Genomic DNA, 24782 nt, shown 5'->3' with positions numbered 1-24782 from the left:
GGGAGCGGTGGCTCGAAGAGCGGAGCGAGGCGAAGCCGGGGGAGGAGGGCGCGAGTCGGCGGCGACGCGGGGCGCCGGACGGTGACGACCGCGTTCAGGCGGCGATCTGGATGCGCCGCAGATGACGACTGCGGTCGGTGAAGGCGTTGCGCGCGTGCAGCAGGCGCCAGTTGTCCCACACGAGCATGTCGCGCTCCGTGTAGTCGACGGCCACGTGCTCCCGGTCGAAGGCGGCGTGCCACCGCTGTTGCAGCTCGACGGCCGGATCGTCGTCGTCCCGGATCAGGTTGTTGCAGCTGAAGCGCACGATGAGTCCGCCATCGGTCTCCTCTAGGAGGGGGTGGCGGGTCTTGAGGTCGAGCCCGAGGCGCTGGACGCCTTCGGTGGTCTTCCAGTCGTAGGCGTCCGCCCGCAGGCGCTCGCGCTCCGCGGGGGTGAGGCCCTCGACCCAGGGCCGGGTGTCGGCGAGCGTCGTCTCGCCGCCGGGGCCCTCGGCGGGGGTGACACACCACAGCGCGATGTAGCGCGGCGGGACGACGGCGAAGTCGTACCCTTCCGAATGCGGGGTCAGCGGCCGGGTGTTGCCCGCGTGGTAGACGTCGTCCATCCCGGGTTCGGGGCGTACGTCACCGACGACGGCGCCGGTGTAGTTGGGCACGAAGCGACCGAGCCGACGGCAGAACCGCACCGGGTCGAACTCCTCGCGGACGTTGCACATCAGGACGTAGCCGTGCTCGTCCATCAGCTGGTGGAAGGTCTTCATGAGCAGCTCTTCGGTGAGCGGCTCACCATTGAAATCGACCTGGGAGAGAATGCTGATCGGAGAGTGTGCCATTTCTGCTCCGGTGGAAATGCGGGGCCGCGCACTGCATGGCGCGCAGCCACGGGTGGGGGGATTGCCAGGCGTCAGGACAGGCCGGGGAGAGCCTGATCGTCTCCTGTCAATTCTGTGCTGCGTCGCCACGATAGCGGCCTTTGCTGCGCGCCTGTCAAGGTGAATCGGCATTCTCGGCGAAGATGTGCAAGCAGTGATTTCGGAATCTGAAGTTCCATCAAATGCACAGGTCAGGGCGCTGCTTTAGCGCGGACCCGGACTTCGGAGCGCGAACACAAAGTAGCGCTGTTTGCCTCGTGAAGCGCTGGGTACTCGCGCTCCGATATTTGTGGCCATCGCTGTCACAACGTTTGTCGGCGGCTGCTTCGCTCACCACGAAAAGGGAGGTCCGTAAGAAGCGAAAACGCGGCTCCTTCCAGGACTTATGGCGTCCGTCGCGGTGCGAGCGTGGAGGGCGGTTTCTCTCGCTGTGCACGCAGGGAGAAGAGCCGTGCGCACGTCGCGAGGAACCGTACGCCGTATCGCGAGCAGTCGTACGAACAGGGTGAGGAGTCCCGCGTACAGGGTGAGGAGCCCTGAGCACTCGGTGAGGAGCCCTCAGCACTTGGTGAGGAAGGGGCGCTGCAATTGATCCCACGACCCGTACGGGAGACCGGCGGTGACCGCGTGACCGTCCGCCGCATCCTGCTCAGCGAGGGGGTGACCGCGTTCGGGGACGGCCTGTGGTTCAGCATGTGGGCCGTCTACCTGACGACGATTCAGGGCGTGCCGGCCGCCTCCGTGGGAGTGGCCATGGGGATCGGCGGCGGCATCGGTCTGCTCGTCGCGCTGCCGATCGGCACGCTCACCGACCGCCTCGGCGCCCGCGAGGTGCTGCTGACCGTCACCGCCCTGCGCGCGCTCTTCTCCCTGGCCTTCCTGGCCCTGCACAGCTTCTGGCCGCTGCTCGTGGCCGCCGCCCTGTTCACCTCCATGGAGACGGCCGCCAAGGGCACCAAGGTCGCCTTCGTGTATCTGCTGATGCCGGAGGGCGCGTGCATGCCGGTCCTCGCCCGCGCGCGCGTGGTGCAGCACCTGTTGTACGCGGCCGGGGCGGGCGGCGCCGCGTGGGTCCTTTCGCGCTCGGCCGCGGGCCCGTACCACGCGGCCGTCGTCGTCAACAGCTTGACCTTCGCCGCCTCAGCGGCCGTCCTCGCCCGGCTGCCGCACGTCCCGCCCGCGCCCGCAGCCCGCCGCCCCGCCGGGACGGCGGCGCTCCGCAACCTGCCGTTCGTCGCCGTCATGAGCAGCACCGCCCTGCTGGCCCTGTGCTGGGCGCTGCTCTCCAGCGGGCTGCCGCTGTGGCTCAAGGACGACACTGCGGCCCCGGTGTGGATCGCGCCGCTGGCCGTGCTCGTCAGTTCGCTCCTGATCGCCCTGTTCCAGATCCGCGTGACTCGCAGCGGGGAGCGGCTCGTGGGCGCGGTCCGTTCCTCCCGGCGCGCCGGTCTCGCGCTCGCGGGCTGCTGTCTCGTCTTCGCCGCGGCCGCCTGGCCCACGAGTCCCCTGGTGGCCTGTCTGCTCGTCCTGGGCGGCCTGTGCCTGCACGTCGTCGGCGAGCTGTACTACGTCGCCGCCCGTTGGGGCCTCTCCCTCAGCCTCATGGCTCCCGGGGCCCAGGGGCAGTACCAGGCGGTCGCCGCCACCACGGAGGGGGCCGTCGTCGCGGTCGGCCCGGCCCTCGTCACCACGCTGGTCACCGGGGCCGACGGTGCGGGCTGGGGCGCGCTCGCGCTGGTCTTCCTGCTCTGTTGCCTTCCGGTGGCCCGGCTGTGCGGGCCCGCGGTGCGGAGGGCGGCGGGGGAGGCGGGGGGTGTGCGGGAGAGGTCGGGGGCGTGAGGCTCGCGGAGGGCTGTCCGGGTGCCGCCCGGGGCGCCGCCGTGCCCGCGAGGGCATGGACGTAGCGGTCGTCGGCGCCGGGGGATCGGGTGTATCGCGGGCGTATCGAGAAGCACATACGCCACCGCAACGGTCTCACGCCTTGTATGGAGGCGCGGGCCCCAGCGGTCCGTGCCGAGGGCGTCGTGTCCCCGGCTTTCGTAGGTGATCCCTAGAAGGAGCGCGCCGTGCCCCGTGAGAACGTACGCCCGCCGCTGAGGAGGGTTGGTCCGGCCGCCGGTGTCGCCATGCTGATGATGGCTCAGGCCGGGCCTGCCACGGCCGCCCCACTGCCTGCCGCCGCCCCGGCGCCCGCCACCGCGGCCCCGGCGCCGGACGGGAACGTGCAGAAGGCCATGGAGCAGCTGGCCGGGATCCCTGGGGTCGTGGGGGTCGTGGGCGGGGCCTACGTCGACGGGAGGTCCGTCGGTCTTGGCAGCGCGGGCACCCGGCTGCTGAACGGCGAGGGCGGCAGGATCCCCGCGAACGCCCGCTTCCCGATCTGGTCACAGACCAAGCAGATGGTGGCCACCGTGGTGCTGCAACTGGTCGCGGAGGGCGAGTTGGGCGTGGACGACAAGCTCGGCGACCTGCTGCCGGAGGTGGTGGAGAAGGACCTGGTGACGCGGGCCGACGAGATCACCGTACGGCAGATGCTCCGGCACACCTCCGGCATTCCCGACTGGTACGCGGGCAAGCCCAACCCGGACGGGAGCGAGGGTGACCCCTCGTTCGACGTGTTCGACTTCACGACCCACTACCGGCCGCTGGATCTGGTGAAGTGGAGCCGTGCTCGGCCCCGGACCGGCGAGCCGGGCGAGAAGTGGTTCTACTCCAACACCAACTACACCCTCCTCGGCCTGATCATCGAGAGGTTGACCGGCCACGACCTGGCCACCGAGCTGCACGCGCGCCTGTTCGGCCCGCTCAAGATGACCAAGACCTACCTCAGGGTCAGGCCACCGGAGGGCATCGAGGGACCGCACGGCCACGGCTACTACCCCGACGCCGACGGCAGGCCGCGCGACGTGGACCGGTTCAACGCCAGCCTCACCGGCGCGGGGGCCGGAGGGGTGGTCTCCACCGCGCACGACGTGAGCGCCTTCAACCGGGCCTTCGCCCAGGGGAAGTTGCTGCCGCCGGAACTCCAGCGGATCCTGACCGACCGGCTGCCCGTCGCCCCGCACGCCCGGGACGAAGGCCGCGGCGGCTGCGGCGACGACTTCTTGATCACGGGCGGGCTGGCCCCCGGCTCCATCGCCATGACCTTCTACTCGGAAGACGGCCGTCGCCAGTTCGCGCTGTCCTTCACCCTGAGCGCCAAACCCAGCGCCGTGGAGCTCGATGTGAGCAAGGCCTTGGAGGCCGTGTTCTGCCCGTCCTCCGCACCGGCACACGGTGGCTGACGAGGCACCGTACAGCGGCGCGAGCTGCCGCAAGAGAGGAGGTGCCCAGTTCACGGCCTTGCGTGGCGCGCCCCAGGGGCCTGCTGCGAAGGGCGCTGGTCACTGGCCCTTACGAGGCCGCGGTGCTGGTCGCAGTACTGAACGACTGGCTGTGATCAGCAGCAACGTCGTCCTCATCGATCACTTTGTAGCCGGGGACGGACGGCCAGCGGACCGTCAGGACCACGGACTCCTCCTCCGCGAACCAGGAGTGGTCGACGCCCCGGCCCCACACGACGTAGTCCCCCTGCCGGGACAGGAGCACGCTGCGACCGGGCAGTTCCACCCGGAAGCGGCCACTGATGAGGACCAGCAGGGCGGTGCGCTCCTCACCGGTCACCCACTGAGCCCGCTCATCGCTCTGCGGATGGACGCCCCATTTGATCTCCACGGCCTCGCTGTGCCGGAGATCGGAGGCGTCCCTGAAGTGCCCCAGCAGCCACCCCCGGTCCAGTGCCGCGTCCTTGCCCGCGTTGCCCACATACACGTTGTCGGTCATGGCTGCGGACGGTAGCAGCGACCCCATCGGCACCCACAGGACGGTCACCTGCTGAAGGAGCTCCACGGGATGTGACTGAAGGGCGGCGCGGGTTCCTGGGGCCGCTGGGGACAACGATCCGGCCCCGGCCCTGGTCAGGAGGGCTCGGTGAGAACCCACAACTCCCAGACTCCGGCGGCCCGGCACTCGTAGGCGCGTACGCCGTTCTCCAAGTACCACCGGCCGCGCTCATGACAGCGGTGTTCCTCGGCCGGAGGGAAATCCGCCACGTGGTGCCAGCCTGGCCCGGCTGCCGGCGTGGACCGTACGGGCGTGGGTGCGGGTGCGGAGGCCACGGCGGTTGCGCCGTGGCTCGCCACCAGCAGCGACGCGGCCGCAGCCGCGAGGAGAACGCGTTTCATGGTTCGCATGGAACGCATCCTTCCGCGCTGCGGGCCCACATCGACGGAGACCGCTCCACCTTCCCCCGATCGGTCTAAAGGCGATGCGGCCCCCTTCGGCTCAGGGTGCCGGGTGTCGCACAAAACGCGCCTGCCATGGAGTTGAACGGGCCAAACCCGTTGAGTCCGCGGCAACTTGGGGTGCGCGCGCCTAGGGTGTGCGGTCATGGGTGATGCGAAGTGGCCTGCCCGCGAGCCTTGTTCATTCGGCAAGGCGACATGCCAGGTCCCCGCAGGGCCGAGGGCCATCCTCACCCCGCATCATGCGGCCGGGGCCGTGGCCCGCTACGGCTTCCGAACCGTGCTGCACACCGGCCGCGACCCGCACCTGAGCCGCTCCCTCGTGCAGCGACGCTTCGAGAAGCACGCCGCGACCGGACCATCGTCTGCGATCACACCTTGCGACCACCCGCCGGAGCCGATGGCGGCGCACCCCCACTGAAATCCAGAAGGCGCTTGACCATCCAACGCCGCCCCTCGCAGGAGCATCGGACAAGGGAAACCGCTCATGGAAGAGCAAGAGATGCACCACCCGCCCAACCCTCCTGCCCCGGTGATCGATTCCCCAGGCGAGAAGTCGACGGTGACCGATCCGCGGGAGCCGATCACCGGCACGGCCGACTCCCCGTCCGACCAGGTGAGCATCAAGGAGGGGGCCACCTTGCTGGGCACCACTCCGGTCTTCGGCAACACCTGGACGTACACCCCGGAAACGGACTGGACGGAAGGCACCCACTGGGTCTCCGCCACTGCTTCGTACCGTGCCCGGTTCGATCACCACTATGGCGACATCTATTCGAAACCAACGCACGTGACCTTCGACGCAGCCATACCGCAGAGAGTGGCCGTTCCGGTGATCTCCACCCCCTCGGAGGGGTCGACGGTGACCGTGTTGCGTGAGCAGGTCACGGGCACGGCCGAGCCTGGAGTGGAGAGGGTGACGCTCGCCGAGGGGGGTACCTCGTTGCCGGGTGAGGCGCCCGTGACGGACACCATGTGGGCTTACACTCCCAGCGTCGACTGGGCCCCGGGCCCGCACGCCATCACCGCCACTGCCCACAGAGGCCTTCTGAAGTCACCGCCGTCCGCTCCCCGCCACTTTTCCGTGCAGGCACCTTCCCCAACGGTGTCGGTGGATCTGGTGGACCCGCTTGCCGATCGTCAGGCAGAGCAGGTCAACTACGCGTTCACGCACGAGCTCGACGTACGCATCACCGAGAACGACGTCGCTGTGCGCTCGCTGCCCATCACGTTCACCATCAATGGATCCACCGGCTCCGAGTTCGACACCGGCGCGGCCACGTACCCGTCCCGAACCGATGACCAGGGCGTGGCGCCCGCGACGACGCTGTACGCCGGGGACACGCCGGGCGACTTCACCGTCACGGTCACCTCGCCCGAACGTGCCGACGTGCGGAAAGACATCCACCTCACCGTCCAGCCCCGTTCCTGAATCCAAGGAGGAGCACATGGCCGCGAACGCGCAAAAGGGAATCACCGGGCTCTGGGTCTTCGAATCCACCAGTGAGGTCCCTACGGGCTACACCCTCGTTCACAGCCGTCTGAACATGAACGAGAAGGGCAAGGGCAGGTACCTCGCCTACATGCGGGAAGAGGGGGCCGCGCTGACCAATCTGGTCCTCCACTTGGCGTGGGCACAGCCGTCACGCGTCTACCGGGCCGAGCAGTCCGCTCTGAATCTCAACGAGGGCTCCCCAGGAGCAGGCGGAGGCCACGCCGTTCCCTTCTACCTCGCGTACACCACGGAGGCCGAAGAGGGCGACAGCGAGATCATCGACATCGACGTCATCAAGGCCACCGACTCGCCTGAGAAGGGCTGGGAGAGGATCCCGTTCAACCTCAACTCCTCCGTCGCCGGTGCCACACCGCTCAACCTCACCTACCTGCGCTCGTGAACCAGGTGGGTCTTCAGTGAAGTTCCGACCGGGCCTTGGTCAGTCGAGGCCTTCGACGATGCGGAAGTCGCGCTCGACGCCGTCGGAGAGGGCGGCCAGCGCCTCCTGGTAGGCCTCACTCTCGTACGCCGCGACGGCCTGCTCGAAGCTGTCGAACTCGACCAGGACGGTGCGCTCGGCGACCCCGGCGTCGTGCGCCACGACCCGGCCGCCACGGACGAGGGTCCGACCGCCCCCGGGTTCGACGGCCAGGGGGGCCAGCTTGTTGTAGGCAGCCAGCTTCTCAGGGTCTGAAATGGTGCGGTAGACGCTGACCCAGTAGCCCTTGGGCATGGAACCTCCGGTGTGGGGATGAGTGCATCTGACGTACGGGTTGGTCTCGGACGAGCGTCGGTGAGCGAGAGCGGGGCTGGTCAGCGTCGTGATCGCCATGGCGTTGATGCCGAACCCATCGGCGCGGCGCCCGGCCGACGTCGCCGGTGCAGGCCGGGGTGCACGGTTCGATGCGTGGCATCTCGGCACCTCCTGCTTCGATTTCCGAATCACTATGATGCTTCGAGAACCGAAGCGCAAGGAGTGAACATGGAAGCCAGGGCGCCACGTCCAGGTGTGCCGGTGCGGGGCTCCGAATCGGGTCGTCCCGTGATGGCCGCACTCGACCTGCTCGGACGGCGTTGGGCGATGCGGATCCTGTGGGAACTGAGTCAAGCTCCGGTCGGCTTCCGTGAATTGCAGCGCCGCTGCGAGCGCATGTCCTCCAGCGTGCTCAGCACCCGGATCGAGGAGCTGGCCGACGCCCGCCTGCTCGCCCCGGACGGCGATGGCTACCGCCTCACCCGGCTCGGCCAGGAACTTGTCGAGGCGCTGAGCCCGCTGGCCGCCTGGAGTCGACGGTGGGCCGAGGAAATGGGGCCCGCGACGGCAGAAGGGCTGGAATGATCACCGCGTGGCCGGTCTGATCACGGCGGCGGTGCCGTCCTGGACCATTCCCTCACGCAGGGCATGGTCCGCAAGGCGGAATACTCTGGTGTCATGAGTGAGCGAGGGATGCAGGAACTGGCACTGCTGCTGTTGACCGCGCTGGCGAACGCGCCCCGGCACGGATACGCCATCGCCCAGGAGGTCAAGGCCATCACCGACGGCCGGGTGGTGCCGCGCACCGGGGCGCTCTACGGGGCCCTGGACAGGCTGCTGAACGAGGAGCTGATCAAGGTGGAGAGCGAAGAGGTGGTGGGCGGCCGGGCCCGCCGCACTTTCGCCCTCACGGACAGCGGCAGGGCGAAACTGGCGGCCGAGGCGGAACGGCTGGCCGCGACCGCCCAGGAGGTCAAGCGGCGCCTTGCGGCCGGTGGCGGAGCGGTGCCCGCGTGATCGATCACGTGCTCCGCCTGTACCCGGCCGACTACCGGTCCACGTACGGGGAGGAGATCGTCGACGTCCACCGGGAGATGACCACGGACCTGCCGCGCGCGGCCCGGCTGCGTGCGGATGCCGATCTGGCCGCCCACGCCCTGCGGGTACGCCTCCGGCTCGACTCGGCGTCGAGCGGCGGGCGCTTCTTCGCCGTGGCCGCCCCGTTCGCGCTGGCGGCCGCCGCGGTGGGCAACGGTCTTGTCCTCACCCGCTGGTACGCCGGGCTCGTCATCTCCCCGGCCCCGGCGTGGCTGCAGCTCACGCACATGGATCTCGCCGAAGCCCTGCACCTGATGTGCTCGCTGGCGGTGTGCGTGGGCACGATCGTCGCCCTGGCCGGACGGTGGGTGCTCGGGGTGGCGGCAGCCGCGGGCGGCCTGCTGGGAACGGCGGTGCAGGGAGCCATCGACGCGCCGCTGGTCCAGGGAGGGTGGATGACGTCCGCGGCAGCTCTCCTGACGGTCGCCGTGGTGCTCGCCTGCCCTGTGGACCGCCGGCCCGGCGAGGGTCTGTCGGCGGCGGCCGCGGCGGTGGCGGGCATCGGATGGTTCCCGGTCGTCGTCGCGGACACCGGGGCCTTCGGCGTGACCACGGACTACGGCGTCTGGCCGATGCTGGTCCTGGCCGTCGCGGGGGCCGCTCTCGCTGTGCGGCGGCGGTCCTCGGGAGCCCGGGAGATCGGCGCGATGGCCGTGGCGTCGGCACCGTTGACCGTCGCCGCCCTCACCGGGGCCGGGTCCGACCTCTTGCCCCTGATCGGCATGTTCCTCGTGCTGCCGCTCGCAGCCGCCCTCGGCACGTGCGCGATAGCGCTGCGCCGCAGGCACTGACTGGCGCTTCCCTCCGGGCCGCCCTCTCGTCGACGGACGGGAGGGCGGCCCCATGCGTGCCACCGGCTGCCGCCGACGAGCGAGGGCAGGGCACTCTTTGCCATAGTCCGTTCAAGTGAATACTCTTCTTGGCGTACTACAGGAGTACTGCCGGCGGGCCGTCCGGCCGTGACGGCCGCGCGCCCTCGCCCCGCGACAGCCCCACGCGGACGGGACTGTGCTCCTCCCGCAGAGCAAAGAGAGCTCACCTTGCCGTTCACCTTGTCCCACCCTGCCGCCGTCCTTCCCCTGCTGCGCCGACCGTTCGTCGCGTCGGCTCTGGTCGCGGGCGCCGTGGCGCCCGACGTCCCCTACCTCCTGGGCGCCCTCGGCCTGACCGCGACCAGCTCCACGGACTGGCACGAGCCCCTCGTCAACGCCACGACCACGCACTCGCCCGGCTGGGGCCTGGGTGTCGACCTGCTCTTCACCCTCTGTCTGGTCGCCGCCTACCGACTGCTGCACCGACCGGTCACGGCCCTGCTCCCCGCCGACCGCGCCCTGCCCGGCCCCGGGCGGACGGACGGCGCGCGGGGCACGTCGCGCCACGCGCTGTGGCTCCTGCTGTCGGCGCTCATCGGCATCGCCTCCCACCTGGCGTGGGACTCCTTCACCCACGGCGACGGGTTCTGGGTGACGCGTGTGGCGCTGCTGCGCGAGCCCGTCCTGGGAGGTCTGTCGCCCGCCCGGCTGCTGCAGTACGTGAGCACCGTCGTCGGCCTGGCGGCCATCGGCGCGCACCTCTGGCGCCGCCGCGGCCGGGCGCGCACCGCGGCCGAGGCCGACGGCACCGCCCGCCTGCGTCCCGCGGAGCGCTGGAGCGTGGTGGCCGCGCTGGTCACCGCCACCGTGCTGGGCGGCGTCGCGCAGGCCCGCGACGATTTCAGCGCCCACCGCTACCAGACCGAGTACGACTACAGCCGCCCGATCACCCGCGACCTCGGCGGCGGCGTGACCGAGACCTCTTATCCCAGCAGGACCGTCAAGACTCCGTGGGGCACGCTCGCCGAGGAGGTGCTGACACCCGCGGCCAAGACGGCGGGCGCCTCCTTCGCCGTCGCCGTGCTGCTGTACGGCGCCGCGTGGCACGCCCGGCGGCACCGCGACCGGGCCGGTCAACGGACACCGTGACGCGCGGCTCCGGCACTCCACCTCGCGGAGGTGTTCGGGCTCGACGAGAAGACCGTGACGCGCTACGCGGACTCTGCGCGGGCCCTGCTGGAGCAGGCCGTCGAGCAGTCCTCGCAGGGAAACCCGCTCGACCTGGGCACCTCCTCGAAGAGATCCTTCAGGCATGGAGTTCCTCTGCTACCACCGCGATCGGCCCGCCTCCCTGCCACTGCGCCACGAGCTGGGGGAAGAGCATTGGTCCTACATGGACCAGTACGCGAAGGAGATGATCGCCCGGGGTCCGACTCTCGCCGCCGACGGTGACACACCCACCGGAAGCGTGCACATCCTCGACCTGCCCGATCCCGCCGCTGCCCGCGCGTTCGCCTTCGACGAGCCGAACTACCAGGCCGGTGTCTACCGGGACGTGCTGCTGCGACGGTGGCGCAACACGCTGGGGCGCACCATGTGGGACTTCCCTGGCGGCCGGACCGGCGGCAATCGGTACCTGGTGCTCGGCCTCGGCACAGGGCAGGCCGCCGACCTCGCGGTGCCGCCCGACCGGGACGAGCTGATCGCCTACGGACCGCTGCTGTCCGACAACGGCGCCACCTGGCTGGGCACGGCGGCGCTGCTCCGAGCACCGGACCCGGAGGCGGCTCGCACCATCCTGACCCCGGACCGGTACGCCGATATCGAGGTGCACGACTGGCAGTTCGGCGGGCGCCCGTCATAGCCGAGGACGTCCGGCCGAGGTCATCGCCGAAGCCCTTCGAATCGCCCGGCAACCTCGTGCCTCCCCCCGAACCCACGGACGCATCGGCCTGACGCACACCAGTGGACCCGTGGGTTCGCGCTGAAGAACCCCGTCCGCGTAACGCGTGCTGATTCAGCCATCCGAGACGCTCCGGCCTCCGCCGCGCCAAGGGCTCCGGTACGCGTGAGCGGGGCAGTCGCTTCCTCCGGGGGTGTGTCTTCAGCCATCCTCCGTATCGCGCGGCGGAGTCCGTCCGGGCGGGGCGGCCACATCGGCCATCTTCTCCGGCGGCCTTGTTGTGGTGGCGAGGCCACGTGTTCCACTGGAGTCAGGCGGGGAGTTTCCGCGTGACTCTGCGGCCCGACGTACGTCTTCCGCATCGCACGGCGATCCGCACGCCTCGTGCCGATGCGCACCGCACGGCGATCCGCGCGCCTCATGCCGATGCGCACCGACCTGCACCGATGCTGACCTGTGCCGATGCGCACCGATCCGCATGATCCAGTCGATCTCTTCTATCTCTTCGATCCATACGATCCGCACTGAATCCGTCCCGACCGGCCGCGTGCCGCGCGACGTTCCGCGTCACGCCCGGACCGATCCGTCCGTCCGCTGTCGGCTCCCGCGTGCCGCGCCCCGGCGCAGGACACCGGCGCGGTTCCGGACCCCACACACCTGGGAGCGACCTTGATCCACGCGTCAGACATGTTCGGCGGCCTTCGAGGGCACGACGAAGTGGTGGTGACCGGAGGAGCCGGTTTCCTCGGCCGACACCTGGTCACCGCCCTCAGCCGCCTCGGCAAGAAGGTCACCGTCGTCGATCACGCCGAACTCCCCGAGGACATCGCCGCGTTGCCCGGCGTGCGGTACGCCCGCGCCGACCTGCGTGACTACGGCGAGACCCTGCTCGCCCTGCAAGGGGCCGACGTCGTCTTCCACCTGGCGGGCAACGCCAGCGGCACCGTGTCGGTGGAGAAGCCCCGCCACGACTTCCACCTCAACGCCCTGGGCACCTGCAACGTGGGCAACGCCTGCCTCGAACTCGGCGCCCAGCGCCTGGTCTACGTCTCCTCCGCGGTCGTCTACGGCACTCCTCAGCGCACGCCGATGGGTGAGGACCACCCCACGCAGCCGTTCCTGCCGTACGGCGCCTCCAAGCTGTCGGGCGAACTCGTCCTGCGCAGCCTGCACCAGTCCGCCGGTCTGCCCGTCGTGATCGGGCGCTCCTTCGTCATCTACGGACCCGGCGAGGACCCGGCCCGCGCGGGCGGCGAGGTGTCGCAGTTCCTGCGCTGGCACCTCAACGAACTGCCGATTCCCGTCGTGGGGGACATCGACCGCAAGACGCGGGACTTCATCCACGTCGACGACATGTGCCGGGCCCTCGTCACCCTCGCCGACCGGGGACAGGACGGCGAGACCTACAACCTGGGCAGCGGCACCGAGGTGTCGATGCGCGAGCTGGCCGAGGCGGTCGGCGAGGCCACCGGGCGGCCCGCGCTCCTCGACGCCGACGACAGCAGCCTGGAGGACAGCTTCTCCCTCGTCGCCGACGTCTCCCGTCTGGCCGCCCTCGGCTTCAGCCCCGCGATCGACCTGGCGGCGGGCCTGTCCTCCCTGGCCGCCGCACTCGGTCCGTTTCCCGAACTCCCCACGGCCAAGGCGGTGTTCCGCAGGGAGCGGCCGGAGCGCAGGTGCCTGACGGGGGCCGCGGCATGCTAGCGCTCGACGGCGGCACCCGCGGTTCAGGCTCGCCCGGCGGGTGCTGGGCGCAGACCCTCTTCCAGGACCTGCGCGGCTACGCCCGGGGCTACGCCCCGGGCGCGGGACGCCCTGCTCGCGCCGGCACGGCGCCGGGCGGCCGACGTCCCGTAGCGGCACAGGACCAGCACAGGAAAGGACCCGTACGCCGATGGGGAAGAAGCCGGACGGGGCACCACCGGACAGGACGGAGCACTCACCCCTGAACACCCCGGGCCCACCCCTGCACACCGGACCCCGCTTCCCGTCCCCGCCCCGCCTGAGAGCGATGCGGCTCGCCGTGAGCGCGGTCTTCTTCGTCACGGGCGCCGCCTTCGCCACCTGGGCGGCCCGGGTGCCCGCGGTCCAGGACCGGCTCGACCTCTCCGCGGGCGAACTGGCGGTGGCGCTGGTGGGCCTGAGCGGCGGCGCCTTCGTCGGCCTGCCGCTGGTGGGCGGCCTGGTGGCCCGGTACGGCAGCCGCACGGTGCTCCGCGTCGGCATGGCCCTCTACCTGGCGGCGCTGACCGGGATCGCCTTCGCGCCTGGGCTCGCCCTGCTCACGGCGGTGCTCGCGCTGTTCGCGTGCGGCAACACCGCTGTCGACGTGGCGATGAACACCCAGGGCGTCCTGGTCGAGCGGGCGTACGCGCGCCCGGTACTCGGCGGCTTCCACGCGATGTTCAGCCTCGGCGGCATCGTGGGGGCGGGCGTCGGCGGGCTCGTGGCGTCGGCGGGCGTGGGCACCGGGCCGCACTTCGCCGTCACCGCGGTGGTGCTGTGCGCGGTGGCGGCCTGGGCGGCGACTGCGTTGGCGCCCGAGCCGCGGCGGGCGGAGCGGGCGGCGGACTCGGGGCCGCTCCTGGCGCTGCCGGGCCCCGGCCTGTGGATCCCCGGCCTCGTCGCGTTCTGCGCGCTGATGGGGGAGGGGGTCGTGAACGACTGGGGCGCGGTCTATCTGCACGAGGCCACGGGCGCGTCCGCCGGTCTGGCGGGCACGGGCTTCGCCGTCTTCTCGGCCGGGATGGTCGTCGGACGGCTCGGTGCCGACCGGGTCCGCTCCCGCGTCGGTACGGCCCGCTTCACGCTGGGCTGCGCGGCGGTCGCCGGGGTGGGCGCGCTGATCCCGGTCGCCTCACCGACGGTCCACGCCGGTTTCGTCGGTTACGGCCTCCTCGGCCTGGGCATGGCCGCGGTCATCCCCGTCGTCTTCAGCCACGCCGCCGACCTCAACCCCGAACGCCCCGGCCCCTCCATCGCCGCCGTCTCCGCGGTCGGCTACGTCGGCTTCCTGGCCGGTCCGCCCCTCATCGGCGCCCTCACCGAATCCACCACCCTGCGCACCGCGATGCTGGTCCTCCCCACCCTCATGGCCACGATGGCGGTTCTCTCCACGCGGCTGCGGGGCCGCTGAACACTCCCACCGGCGGCCCCGGGAGGGTGGGGCTCCGCTAGGGGGGCACCGCCGTTCGTAGGCCCCGGACCAGGTGTTTAGACTGCGGCGCGTACGAACGTCGCGGCGAACGTGTCGCGACCGAACGACCTTATTTGGGGGAACTCCACGTGCGTATCCGTACGGGGGCGGCTTCGGCTGCCCTGGCCACTCTGCTCGCTGTCGGTGCGGCCGTCCCGGCTCAGGCCGCCGGTTCCGACGCGCCGTCGTACCGCAGTGCCGCCTCCGCGCAGTCCGCCCGCGCCGGGTCCGGCGTCGGGGCGTTCCAGACGCTGGGCGACAACGTCCACTTCTCGCACACGGTGCGGGGCCACATCAACGCGCACGGCTGGTGGAAGAACCTGAGCGGCCCGGCCCGGGGCGTCAAGGCCAAGGTCACCGTGTGGCTCCAGGTCAAGCGCGGGGGCGAGTGGAAGACCCTGGCCACGGACGTGAAGAACGTCTACTCCGGCGGTGGCAGCGGCAAGCGCGCGGCGGCCGCGTACAAGTGCACGTACAACGTGGGCCAGTACGACTTCCGCAGCGTCATCGACGTCGACCTGATCGGCTACCCGGACGACAGCTACAAGAAGATCACCGCGACGCAGAGGCTCGGCTGCGGCCTGTGATCAAGGGCTGAGGCGGTGCCGGAAGATAATCTTCCGGCACCGTCCGCTTTTCATTCCGTGTCGAGGGAGTGCCCGCCTGTGTTTCCCCCCAGCGTCGTCGTCGGTCTGCACGGGACCCTGCGGCGGCATCCGTGGTTCGACCGGGTGGTCACGCGGGACGCCGACGCCGAGGGCTCCGTCGAGGAGGAGCTCCTCTTTCTGGCCGTCGACCGGGCCGGTTCCTACGGCTGGCGGACCGTCAGCGGTGTGCTCCACGAGGACGGCGAGGTCACGGCCGAGCACGAGCCCACCGCGTGGGCGCACGAAGACGCCGGCGGTGACTGGACGCAGGACGGCGCCGTGCACCAACTGGCGTGGCTGGGGGCAGGTGTCCACACCGATCCGCCGCGTCCGGGGCTGCCCGTCCGGCCGATCGCCCTGGTGCTGTCCGACACGCTGGCCCGCGTGGGCACGGTGACGTTCACGGGCCTGCACGCCCTGCTGCCGTTGCAGGCGACCGAGCGCGACACCGCCTTCCACCAGATCGAGCTGGCACCGTGGTTCGACCTGGCCGATCCGGACGCCCGGCACGAAGTGCTTGTGACCGTCTCCTGCCGCCTCGGCGAGGGCGGAGCGGCCGAGCCCGACACGGCGGCCCTGTGCGCGGCGGTGCGGGAGAAGGCCCAGGGAGCGGTGGACGTCTCCGCGTCGGCGGCGGAGGGCGGCCTCGTGGGCCTCGCCCTCGATCTCGACCGCTCGACGCACACCCAGGGGATGCGCGAGGTGCTCCGCTTCGGCTGCGGCACGCGCGAGTGGTCGCCGGACGTCGCGGTGTGGCTGGTGGAGATGGTCGCCGAGGCCCTGCGGGAGGCGGGGCGAGCGGCGCCGACGGTCGTCACGGTGTCACTGGCGGCCTTGCCCGCGTAGCCCGGACCGTGGCCCGGCCGCATGCGGCCCGGCCGAACTCCAGGTCAGACCCCGCCCCGTAGTGCACACGCACCAGACCCCCCGACCGCCTGATCCGCCTGCACCAGGGCAAGACGGCAGCCGGAGACGATGCCCCGCAAGGCGCCGCAGGCAAGTGTGGAAGACGCGCCGATCGCGCGCGTTTCCCCTCGTCTAGCGGTGTCTGGAGTGATCAACAGGTGGCGACATTTCTCTACCGGGTCGGACGGTGGGCCTTCCGGCGGCGTCGGCTCGTGGGCGGGCTCTGGCTGGCCGCCCTGGTGCTCGCCGGGCTCGCCGCCGCCGTCGCGCCGTCAGGGGAGGACGAGGACCTCTCCATGCCCGGCACCGAGTCGCAGCAGGCGTTCGACCTGCTCGACGAGCGCTTCCCGCAGAGCAACTCCCAGGGGGCCGAGGCCCGTCTGGTGTTCCGGGCCCCGGACGGGCAGCGGATGACGGCCGAGGAGAACAAGGCGGCCGTCGCGGAGGCGCTCGGCCTGCTGGACGGCGGCGACCAGGTGGCCTCGGCCACCGACCCCTACAAGACCGGTGCCGTCAGCAAGGACCGCACCATCGCCTACTCCACCATCACCTACACCGCGGACGCCGTCGACCTGACCGGGCCCACGAAGAGCGCTCTGGAAGGCGCCGCGAGCCAGGCCCGGGACGCGGGACTGACCGTGGAGATCGGCGGCTCCGCCCTGGCGTCGGAGGAGTCACCGGGCGGTACGACGGAGGTCGTGGGCGTGGCGGTGGCGGCGGTGGTCCTCGTCCTGACCCTCGGCTCGCTGGTCGCGGCCGGCCTCTCGCTGCTCAGCGCCTTCACGGGCGTGGCCATCGCCTTCGGCCTGGTCTCCGCCCTCGCCGTGCCGCTGGGCCTGACCTCCACCGTCGCCATCCTGGCGCTGATGCTGGGCCTCGCGGTCGGCATCGACTACGCGCTCTTCATCACCTCCCGCTACCGCGACGAACGCGCCCGGGGCAGCGAGCCGGAGGAGGCCGCGGGCCGGGCGGTGGGCACGGCCGGATCCGCCGTCGTCTTCGCCGGGGCGACCGTCTTCATCGCCCTGGTCGGCCTGGGGGTCGTCGGCATCCCCGAACTCACCAGGATGGGCCTGGGCGGCGCGGGCGCCGTGGCCCTCGCCGTCCTCGTCGCGCTGACCCTGGTCCCCGCGCTGTTCGGGTTCTTCGGCCGCCGGGTGCTGTCCCGCACCGTCCGCGAGGGCGCCCGCCCGGACAGCGGGCCCGCGGGGATCGGCACCCGCTGGGCACGGTTCGTGCTGCGCCGCCCCGTGACCGTCCTGGTGGTCTCCGTACTCGGTCTCGGCGCCGTCGCCCTGCCCACGCTCAGCCTCGAACTCGGGCTGCCCGGGGACGAGTCCAAGTCGGTGGAGACCACCCAGCGCCGCGCCTACGACCTGCTGTCGGAAGGCTTCGGCCCCGGCTTCAACGGCCCCCTGACCGTGGTCGTGGACACCTCGGAGTCCACGGAGAGCCGCGCCACCACGGACCTGGTCGCCAAGACCGTACGGGCCGTGGACGGGGTCGCTTCGGTCGGTGATCCGGTGCTCAGCCGGACCGAGGACACGGCCGTCCTCACGGCCGTCCCGCGGACCGCGCCGAACAGCGGCGAGACCAAGGACCTGGTGCAGGCGATCCGGAGCGCGGTCTCCGACGTCGAGGCCGACACCGGCGCGGGCGTCCTGGTCACCGGCAAGACCGCGCTGAACATCGACATCTCCGAAGCCATGGCCGACGCCCTCATCCCGTATCTGACCGTGGTCATCGGCCTGGCCGTGCTCCTGCTGACGGTGGTCTTCCGCTCGGTCCTGGTCCCGGTCAAGGCCGCGGTCGGCTTCCTGCTGTCGGTGGGTGCCGCGTTCGGCGTCGTCGTCGCCGTCTTCCAGTTGGGCTGGGCCGCGGACCTCATCGGCATCGAACAGACCGGACCGGTCATGTCGCTCATGCCGATCCTCATCATCGGCATCGTGTTCGGCCTCGCCATGGACTACGAGGTCTTCCTGCTCACCCGCATGCGGGAGGCCTACGTCCACGGCGCGTCCCCCGGCGAGGCCGTCGTCACCGGCTTCCGGCACAGCGGCCGCGTGGTGGCCGCGGCGGCCATCATCATGATCAGTGTGTTCGCCGGATTCATCGGCATGAGCAGCCCGACCATCCAGACGATGGGCGTCGGCCTGGCCTCCGCCGTCGCCTTCGACGCCTTCGTGGTCCGGATGGCCATCGCCCCCGCGGCCCTGGCGCTGCTCGGCCACCGCGCCTGGTGGCTGCCCCGTATCCTGAACCGCGTGCTGCCGAACGTGGACATCGAGGGCGAGAAGCTGAGCGGGCACGCCCCGGCGTCCCCGACCGTGCCGGACGCGGCGGTGTCGCCGCTCCCCGTCGGCCGCCACCGGTACTGAGCCGGTCATGACGAACCCAGGTGGCGGCGGCCCGCGTTCCCGCGGCACGTGGCGGCGGGAGACAGCGGTCACGGCGACGGCGTTCGCGCTCTGTCTGCTCGGCGGCGTGCTGCACGTCGACGACACGGCGTCGGCGCCGCCCGCCGCCGCCTACTTCATCGCCGTGGTGTCCTGTGCCGTACTCCCGCTGCGGCACCGGGCACCCCTGGCCGCCCTCGCGGCCACGACCGCGAGCGGCATGCTGGTGCCGCCCCTTGGCCTCCTGCTGACCCCGCTCATCGTGGCCCCCGCCGTGATCGCCGCGTACGCGTACGCGCTCACCGTACGCACCGAACGGCGCGCGGAGAGCGCGGTGCTGCTCCTCTCCGCACTGCTCCTCGTCGCGCCCACCCCCTTCTTCGAGAACCTCTCGGGGCAGGACGTGAGCCGGATGGGAGCGGTGGCGGCGTTCCCGGTGGTCGCGGGCGTACTCGGTCACTCGACGCGGAACCGGCGGGCCTACCTGGCGGCCGTGGAGGAGCGGGCCCGGCGGGCCGAGGAGACCCGGGACAGCGAGGCGCGGCACCGAGTGGCCGAGGAACGGGTGCGCATCGCCCGGGAGTTGCACGACCTCGTGGCCCACCAGATCACCCTGGCCAACGCGCAGGCCACGGTCGCCGCCCACCTCTTCGACGCCCGCCCCGAGCAGACCCGCACGAGCCTGCGCGAGCTCGTCGAGACCACCGGCCACGCGCTGGACGAACTACGGGCCACGGTCGGCCTGTTGCGCCAGTCCGGGGACGCCGCCGCGCCCGCCGAACCGGCACCCGGCCTGGCCGACCTGCCCACGCTCCTCGACTCCTTCCGCCGCGCGGGCCTGGAGGTGTCGGTGCGTCACGACGGCACGGCCAGACCGCTGCCCCCGGGCGTGGACCTCACCGCCTACCGCATCGTCCAGGAGGCTTTGACCAACGTGACCAAACACGCCGCCACGAGCAGCGCGCGGGTGCGCCTCGCCTGGAACCGCGACCGCCTGACCGTCACCGTCGCCGACGACGGCGGAGGCGCCCGTACGGTGCCGGCCGCGGCCACGGGGCCCGGTGCGCCGACGGGATCGAGTACGCCAGCGGCGGCGGGTCGCGCGCCCGGCTACGGCCTCATCGGCATGCGCGAACGCGCCACCGCGGTCGGCGGCCACCTCTCCGCGGGAAGGCACCCGGAGGGCGGCTTCCTCGTCTCCGCCGAGCTGCCCCTCCCGCCCGCGAAGGACACGGCGCCGACGCAGGCCGGAGCAACGCCCGCAGAGGAACGGACCGTCGACGCCCGTACGGGCCGCGGAAGGGCCGGGGACGCGCCATGACGCTCCGCGTGCTGCTCGCCGACGACCAGGCCCTGCTGCGCGGGGCCTTCCGGCTGCTGCTCGACTCCGCCGACGACATCACCGTGGTCGGCGAGGCCGCCGACGGCAGGGAGGCGGTGCGACTCACCCGGGAGTTGCGCCCGGACGTGGTGATCATGGACATCCGCATGCCCGAGGTGAACGGTCTCACCGCCACGTCGCAGATCTGCGCGGACCCGGAACTGCGGGCCAGCCGCATCCTGATCCTCACCACGTACGAGACCGACGAGTACGTCGCCCAGGCGCTGCGCGCGGGGGCGGGCGGCTTCATCGGCAAGGGCATCGGGGCCGAGGAGCTGCTGTCCGCCGTGCGGACGATCGCCGACGGCGAGACCCTGCTCTCGCCCGCCGCCACCCGCTCCCTGGTCGCCCGTTTCCTGGCCACGCCGGACGACGCTCCGCCGCGCGACCCCGGACGGCTCGCCGTGCTCACCCCGCGCGAACGCGAGATGGTGGCCCTGGTCGCGACCGGCCTCTCCAACCAGGAGATCGCCGAGCAGATGTTCCTCAGCCCCTTCACCGTCCGCGCCCACGTGCAGCGCGCCATGACGAAGCTGGAGGCCCGCGACCGGGCGCAGCTCGTCGTCATCGCCTACCGGACGGGCCTGGCCCAGGCGGCCCCTGAAGGCGGCGCCGCTCCGGGCTAGGGCGGCGCCGCCTTCCTGTTCGCGAGGGGCCCCTCAGGTCACGGCAGCGGGGCGAACGCGGGCAGCGCGAGGGCGGAGTGGGCCGGTGGCGCCGTCGCCGAGGGCAGGGTGACGAGGTTCCGCAGCCTGGTGTTGCGTTCCTCCAGGGCCCGCGCCGTGGTGGGCAGGAGCGAGGCCGAGCCGTTGCCGACCAGCGCCTGATTCATGGTGACGTACGCACGCAGATCGCGTTCGTACGCGGTGAAGGCAGCGGTGTGGTCGCTGTGCGCGGCAAGGGAGTGGGCGAGCACGTAGGCGCCGGCCAGAGCGAGGCTCGAACCCTGGCCGGTGAGGAACGAGGGTGCGTACGCGGCGTCGCCGACGAGCGCGCCGCGGCCCCTTGACCAGTGCGGCATACGGATCTGACCGGCCGTGTCGAAGAACGGGTCGGCCGCCTCCCGCAGCGCCTTGACCATGCCGGGGACCTCCCACCCCGCGCCCGCGAAGACCGCGGCGACCAGGTCCCGTTGGACGTGGGGGTCGCGGAGGGAGTCCAGCGGCGGCTCCGGCCGATGGAAGACCAGGAAGGCGTGCAGCTCGTCGCTCGACCCGACGGCGTAGAGGGCCGCGGCCCTGCCCGGGGTGTTCCACATCATGAGTTCGTGGGAGAGGCCGAAGGTGTTCGGCATGGTGAAGGCGGCGAAGGCGTAGCCGAGATAGCGGTGGAACTGCTCCTCCGGCCCGAACAGGGACTCCCGGGTCTTCGAATGCATGCCGTCGGCGCCGATCACCAGGTCGAACGTGCGCTGCCGCCCGCTGCGGAACGTCACGTCGACGCCGTGTCCGCGCCGGCCGAGGGTGTCGATGGCCTCGATGGAGTCGCCGAACAGGAACTCCACGTCGTCGCGGACCAGGGAGTGGAGGATCGCGGCCAGGTCCCCGCGCCGCACCTCGAGGTCCTGCCCCTCGACGCTGCCCACGACGGCGTGGGGGCCGAGCACGGCCACCTCGCTGCCGTCGGCGTCGAGGAAGGTGAAGCGGCGCGTGTCGATGTGCGCGTCCTGGAGCCGCGGCAGTATCCCCATCCGCCGGACCACCTCGACCGCGGTGCCACGGATGTCGATCGGGTAACCGCCGTCGCGCAGCGCGCCCGCCTTCTCCACCACGGTGACGGCGCAGCCGGAGCGGTGCAGCCAGTACGCGAGGGCGGGTCCGGCGATGCTGGCTCCGGAGATCAGTACGGTGCGCTTCGCGGTCGTACTCACGTGTGTCGACGGGCCGGTAGACGTCATGACTGGGTTCCTTTCATCGTGAGACGGAGCTTCGTGGTGCGGGCTTTGGCAGCGCGGGCCTCGGTGGAACGGGCCTTGGTGGTGCGGGCCTTCTTGAGGGGGACTTCGGCATGCGGATGCTCGTCATGCGGTGTTCGCCGTACGGATCCTCGTCATGCGGTGTTCGTCATACGGGTCCTGGTGATACGGATGACGAGCAGTGACAGCGCGGCGACGAGGCCGGAGACGGCGAAGCCCGTGACGAAGGCCGATTCGGCGGGCAGACCCGTCGTCGGGTCGGCCCCGGCGTCGAGGATCGCGCCGCCGATCTGGACGCCCAGGGCGAGCCCGATCACGCGGGTCACCACGAGCAGGCTGGTGGCGATGCCGGTGTCCTCGGCGTCGACGGCGGTGGCGGCACCCGCGAGCAACGCCGTGGTGGCCACGCCCGCGGCGAACGCGGTCAGCGCCTTCGCCAGGACGAGCTGCCACACCGCGCCGTGCAGCGACGCCAGGGCGATCATCGTGGCCGCCGTGACGACGGTGCCCGCGACGACCACGGCCCGCGGACGGAAACGCCGCGTCGTGATCCCGCCCACCCAGTCGCTGACCGCCCCGGCGACGGCACCGGGCAGCAGGAACAGGCCGATCTCGGTGGTTCCGGCGCCGAAGCCGTACCCGTCGGCCGGTACCGCGAACAGCTGCGGGAGCAGGAAGAGCACCATCCCGGAACTAGTGGTGATGGTAAAGGTGAACACGCACGCGTTCCACATCGCGGGCCGGGCCAGCATGCGGAGATCGACCGTCGGCGAGGCGGCCCGGCGCTCGACGGCGACCCATCCGGTCGCGAGGACGGCCACGGCCACCGCGAGGGCACCGACCGCGAGGGGCGGGAGGTCACCGCTCGTCACCTTCACCAGCCCGATCATGAGCGTGAGCAACGTGCCGCTCAGCAGGACCACGCCGGGCCAGTGGATCCCGCTGTCCGCCCGGACCGGCTGATCGTGCGGCATGACCCGGGCCACGACCGCCGTCGCCGCGACGATCGCGATCGTCGGCAGCGCGAACATCCACTTCCAGGACAGGCCTTCCGCGACCGGCCCCGCGAACAGCGTCCCCACCATGCCGCCGCCCGTGAACAGCGCCATGACCAGGCCGATCGCCATCTGCGACTGCCCGGCCGCGAGGTGTCTGCGCACCAGGACGAAGGAGAGCGGCAGCGCACCCACCATGACGCCCTGCAGCACTTGCCCGAGTAACAGCACCGGCAGGTTCGGCGCCAGACTGGCCACCAGACCGCCGACCGAGACCACGGCCATCAGCCGGACGAGCACCCGCTTCCCGCCGTAGCGGTCACCGAGTTTTCCCGTGAGGGGCGCGACGACCGCGCCGGTGACGAGCAAGGTGTTGGCGACAAGGGCTCCTTCGGCCGGGCTGACTCCCAACTCCCTCTGGAGCAGGGGCAGGGCGGGGTCGAGGATCGACTGGAGTGCGCCGAGGGCGAGCGCCAGGATGCCGAGGGCGCCGATGGACAGCCTCCCGACGCGAGCCGATCGCCCGCGCGGCGGGCCCGCTCGCTCGGTCTCTCCCGTGGACTCACCCTCGGTCTCACTCGTGGCCCCGGCGCGGCGGGCGCCACCGACCGCGCTGCTCCGCCGAGGGGCCGAACCGCTCCGCCGGTCAGCTGACTTGGCCGACTCGCCCGGCTCGGCCGCCCCCGCCGCATCGTCCGTACCGTCGAGAAATGCCACCACCTGTTGATCACTCCAGACACCGCTCAGCCAAGGGGAACCGCGTGAGATCCACGCGTTTCCACCCTCGCGTGCGGCGCCTCGCCGGGCATCGTCTCCCGCTGCCGTCCTGCCTTGGTGCACGGGCACCAGTTGCTCGGACGTTCTGGTGCCCGGGCACTACGGGGTGGGGCCTGAGCTGGGGCCCGGGAGCCGGGACCGGGCGGCGCACCGCTGCGAGGCGGCGGCCGAGGCCCCTACAACCTGCGCTACGGCCTCCTGCGTCTGTAGTCCGTGTGCCTTCCTGTCCCCGGCAGGGCATGACTCAGCAAGCCCCGCAGTACAGAAACGCCCCGCACCACCACCACCGCCGACCGCCCCGGAAAGCCGTACCGCCGCCGCATCGAGGAGACGTCCGTGCCCGAGATCCCCCGCACCCCCGTCGGCCTGCTGCGGCCGGACGGCGCCCGTCTGGCCCTCTACCTGCGCGGGCCGCGCGACCCCGATCTGGTGCTCGTCCTGGCCCACGGGTGGCAGGCGACCTCTGCCATCTGGGACAAGACCGTGGCACAACTGGCCCGTCCCACCACCCTCGTCGTGCGCTACGACCAGCGCGGACACGGCCGGTCCACCACCGGTACCGCCCGGCCCGCGATGTCCCTGCTGGCCGACGACCTCCAGGCGGTCATCGCCGCCACCGCACCCGGGGACGTGCCGGTCGTCCTGGTCGGCCACTCCATGGGCGGCGCGGCGGCGCTCACCCTGGCAGCCCACCGCCCCGGACTCTTCGGGGGCAAGGTCATCGCGGTGCTCCTGGCCGCCTCCAGCAGCGGCGGCCTCGACCTCGCTGCCGCCGGCCACCCGCTGCCGACGCGCCTGATCGGTCTGGTGCGCCACGTCATGGCCAGCATGTGCATCCGCGCCCCGGGCCTGGCCCTGCGGCTGCACAACCTCTGGCAGCCGAGGCTGAGCACGCAGCCGCCCATGGACGTCGCCGCCCGGTGGTTCAAGGCTTTGATGCGCCACGACGTCACCGAGCTGGAGGCCCTGCGGCGGATCCCCGTACACATCCTGGTCGGGGCGGACGACCCCACGATTCCGCCCGCCCACTCGCACCGCCTGGCCGAACAGCTCCCCACCGCCCGGCTCCACGTCGTCCCGCGCGGCTGTCATCGGCTGCCGACCCGCCATTCGTCATCCGTCGTCGCCGCGATCGAACTCACCTGTTCCGACGGGTTCCGCCAGCTCCACGAGGCCCTGCCGCCCTTGGCCGAGCACGCCGACACCGCAACCGGCCCGGGTCCGGCAAGCTGGTCGCCCGGCCCCTGAAGGGTCTCCCGCCCCACCACGGCATCACCTCGTCCCCGGGGGGATCAAACGACCTCGCGCGTACCGGCCCGAGTGCCTGAGCGGTCACGCCAGGAGTGCTGT

General features: G+C 71.7%; 23 protein-coding genes. 17 read left to right on the top strand and 6 right to left on the bottom strand.

Annotated elements, in window-relative coordinates; genetic code table 11:
- Positions 1 to 94 precede the first annotated feature (94 nt).
- Positions 95 to 835, bottom strand: a complete 741-nt coding sequence (locus C9F11_RS01920; protein WP_138957586.1) for a TauD/TfdA family dioxygenase — start codon at positions 833 to 835, stop codon at positions 95 to 97.
- A gap of 627 nt (positions 836 to 1462) precedes the next feature.
- Between C9F11_RS01920 and C9F11_RS01915 the strand changes: the two genes are divergently transcribed.
- Both C9F11_RS01915 and C9F11_RS01910 read left to right on the top strand, forming a co-directional pair.
- A complete protein-coding gene (locus C9F11_RS01915) occupies positions 1463 to 2713 on the top strand; it encodes an MFS transporter (RefSeq protein WP_138957585.1) in 1251 nt (416 codons plus the stop codon).
- 227 nt (positions 2714 to 2940) lie between these two features.
- The gene (locus tag C9F11_RS01910; RefSeq protein ID WP_138957584.1) at positions 2941 to 4158 is read left to right on the top strand and encodes a serine hydrolase domain-containing protein; all 1218 of its coding nucleotides are present in this window, start codon (positions 2941 to 2943) and stop codon (positions 4156 to 4158) included.
- Between the two features lie 109 nt (positions 4159 to 4267).
- On the opposite strand, the gene C9F11_RS01905 is transcribed toward C9F11_RS01910, so the two are convergent.
- Positions 4268 to 4696 carry a signal peptidase I gene (locus tag C9F11_RS01905; RefSeq protein ID WP_138957583.1) on the bottom strand — a complete coding sequence of 143 codons (429 nt, stop codon included), beginning with the start codon at positions 4694 to 4696 and terminating at the stop codon, positions 4268 to 4270.
- Positions 4697 to 4830: 134 nt separating this feature from the next.
- Positions 4831 to 5097 carry a hypothetical protein gene (locus C9F11_RS01900; RefSeq protein ID WP_138957582.1) on the bottom strand — a complete coding sequence of 89 codons (267 nt, stop codon included), beginning with the start codon at positions 5095 to 5097 and terminating at the stop codon, positions 4831 to 4833.
- A 547-nt stretch (positions 5098 to 5644) separates the two neighbouring features.
- Between C9F11_RS01900 and C9F11_RS01895 the strand changes: the two genes are divergently transcribed.
- Positions 5645 to 6589: a hypothetical protein gene (locus tag C9F11_RS01895; RefSeq protein ID WP_138957581.1), complete on the top strand. Its 945-nt coding sequence runs from the start codon at positions 5645 to 5647 to the stop codon at positions 6587 to 6589.
- Between the two features lie 16 nt (positions 6590 to 6605).
- Positions 6606 to 7052 carry a hypothetical protein gene (locus C9F11_RS01890; protein ID WP_138957580.1) on the top strand — a complete coding sequence of 149 codons (447 nt, stop codon included), beginning with the start codon at positions 6606 to 6608 and terminating at the stop codon, positions 7050 to 7052.
- Positions 7053 to 7091: 39 nt separating this feature from the next.
- On the opposite strand, the gene C9F11_RS01885 is transcribed toward C9F11_RS01890, so the two are convergent.
- Positions 7092 to 7385 (bottom strand): DUF1330 domain-containing protein, encoded by a 294-nt coding sequence (locus C9F11_RS01885; protein WP_138957579.1) that lies wholly within the window; start codon positions 7383 to 7385, stop codon positions 7092 to 7094.
- A 312-nt stretch (positions 7386 to 7697) separates the two neighbouring features.
- Between C9F11_RS01885 and C9F11_RS01880 the strand changes: the two genes are divergently transcribed.
- From C9F11_RS01880 to C9F11_RS01820, 12 genes are all read left to right on the top strand, one after another.
- Positions 7698 to 7991, top strand: a complete 294-nt coding sequence (locus C9F11_RS01880; RefSeq protein ID WP_346347221.1) for a helix-turn-helix domain-containing protein — start codon at positions 7698 to 7700, stop codon at positions 7989 to 7991.
- A 93-nt stretch (positions 7992 to 8084) separates the two neighbouring features.
- Positions 8085 to 8423 (top strand): PadR family transcriptional regulator, encoded by a 339-nt coding sequence (locus C9F11_RS01875; protein ID WP_138957577.1) that lies wholly within the window; start codon positions 8085 to 8087, stop codon positions 8421 to 8423.
- The gene (locus C9F11_RS01870; RefSeq protein ID WP_138957576.1) at positions 8420 to 9295 is read left to right on the top strand and encodes a hypothetical protein; all 876 of its coding nucleotides are present in this window, start codon (positions 8420 to 8422) and stop codon (positions 9293 to 9295) included. The genes C9F11_RS01875 and C9F11_RS01870 overlap by 4 nt, the downstream gene beginning before the upstream one ends.
- A 249-nt stretch (positions 9296 to 9544) precedes the next feature.
- The gene (locus C9F11_RS01865) at positions 9545 to 10465 is read left to right on the top strand and encodes a DUF4184 family protein (protein WP_212767787.1); all 921 of its coding nucleotides are present in this window, start codon (positions 9545 to 9547) and stop codon (positions 10463 to 10465) included.
- A gap of 163 nt (positions 10466 to 10628) precedes the next feature.
- Positions 10629 to 11180 (top strand): YciI family protein, encoded by a 552-nt coding sequence (locus C9F11_RS01860; protein ID WP_138957575.1) that lies wholly within the window; start codon positions 10629 to 10631, stop codon positions 11178 to 11180.
- Between the two features lie 708 nt (positions 11181 to 11888).
- Positions 11889 to 12923, top strand: a complete 1035-nt coding sequence (locus tag C9F11_RS01855; protein ID WP_249401550.1) for an NAD-dependent epimerase/dehydratase family protein — start codon at positions 11889 to 11891, stop codon at positions 12921 to 12923.
- Positions 12924 to 13113: 190 nt separating this feature from the next.
- Positions 13114 to 14355, top strand: coding sequence for an MFS transporter (locus C9F11_RS01850; protein ID WP_138957574.1), 1242 nt, complete (start codon positions 13114 to 13116; stop codon positions 14353 to 14355).
- A 149-nt stretch (positions 14356 to 14504) separates the two neighbouring features.
- Entirely contained in the window at positions 14505 to 15002 is a 498-nt protein-coding gene (locus C9F11_RS01845) for a hypothetical protein (protein ID WP_138957573.1), read from the top strand.
- 78 nt (positions 15003 to 15080) lie between these two features.
- Positions 15081 to 15908 (top strand): hypothetical protein, encoded by an 828-nt coding sequence (locus C9F11_RS01835; RefSeq protein ID WP_171075608.1) that lies wholly within the window; start codon positions 15081 to 15083, stop codon positions 15906 to 15908.
- Between the two features lie 218 nt (positions 15909 to 16126).
- Complete coding sequence (locus C9F11_RS01830; RefSeq protein WP_138957570.1) at positions 16127 to 18346, top strand: MMPL family transporter; 2220 nt, start codon at positions 16127 to 16129, stop codon at positions 18344 to 18346.
- 7 nt (positions 18347 to 18353) lie between these two features.
- The gene (locus tag C9F11_RS01825) at positions 18354 to 19685 is read left to right on the top strand and encodes a sensor histidine kinase (RefSeq protein WP_138957569.1); all 1332 of its coding nucleotides are present in this window, start codon (positions 18354 to 18356) and stop codon (positions 19683 to 19685) included.
- Positions 19682 to 20371 (top strand): response regulator transcription factor, encoded by a 690-nt coding sequence (locus C9F11_RS01820; RefSeq protein WP_138957568.1) that lies wholly within the window; start codon positions 19682 to 19684, stop codon positions 20369 to 20371. Before C9F11_RS01825 ends, C9F11_RS01820 begins: the two co-directional genes overlap by 4 nt.
- 38 nt (positions 20372 to 20409) lie before the next feature.
- Here the strand turns inward: C9F11_RS01820 and C9F11_RS01815 are convergent, their stop codons facing one another.
- Both C9F11_RS01815 and C9F11_RS01810 read right to left on the bottom strand, forming a co-directional pair.
- Entirely contained in the window at positions 20410 to 21642 is a 1233-nt protein-coding gene (locus C9F11_RS01815; RefSeq protein ID WP_138957567.1) for an FAD-dependent monooxygenase, read from the bottom strand.
- 152 nt (positions 21643 to 21794) lie between these two features.
- The gene (locus tag C9F11_RS01810) at positions 21795 to 23132 is read right to left on the bottom strand and encodes an MFS transporter (RefSeq protein ID WP_138965900.1); all 1338 of its coding nucleotides are present in this window, start codon (positions 23130 to 23132) and stop codon (positions 21795 to 21797) included.
- 636 nt (positions 23133 to 23768) lie between these two features.
- On the opposite strand from C9F11_RS01810, the gene C9F11_RS01805 reads away from it, so the two are divergent.
- Positions 23769 to 24680 carry an alpha/beta hydrolase gene (locus C9F11_RS01805; RefSeq protein WP_171075607.1) on the top strand — a complete coding sequence of 304 codons (912 nt, stop codon included), beginning with the start codon at positions 23769 to 23771 and terminating at the stop codon, positions 24678 to 24680.
- Positions 24681 to 24782: the final 102 nt, after the last annotated feature.

This window comes from Streptomyces sp. YIM 121038 (assembly GCF_006088715.1).
Lineage (GTDB): Bacteria > Actinomycetota > Actinomycetes > Streptomycetales > Streptomycetaceae > Streptomyces.
Note: the sequence above shows the minus strand (reverse complement) of the source record. Positions and strands in the feature narration are given on the sequence as shown.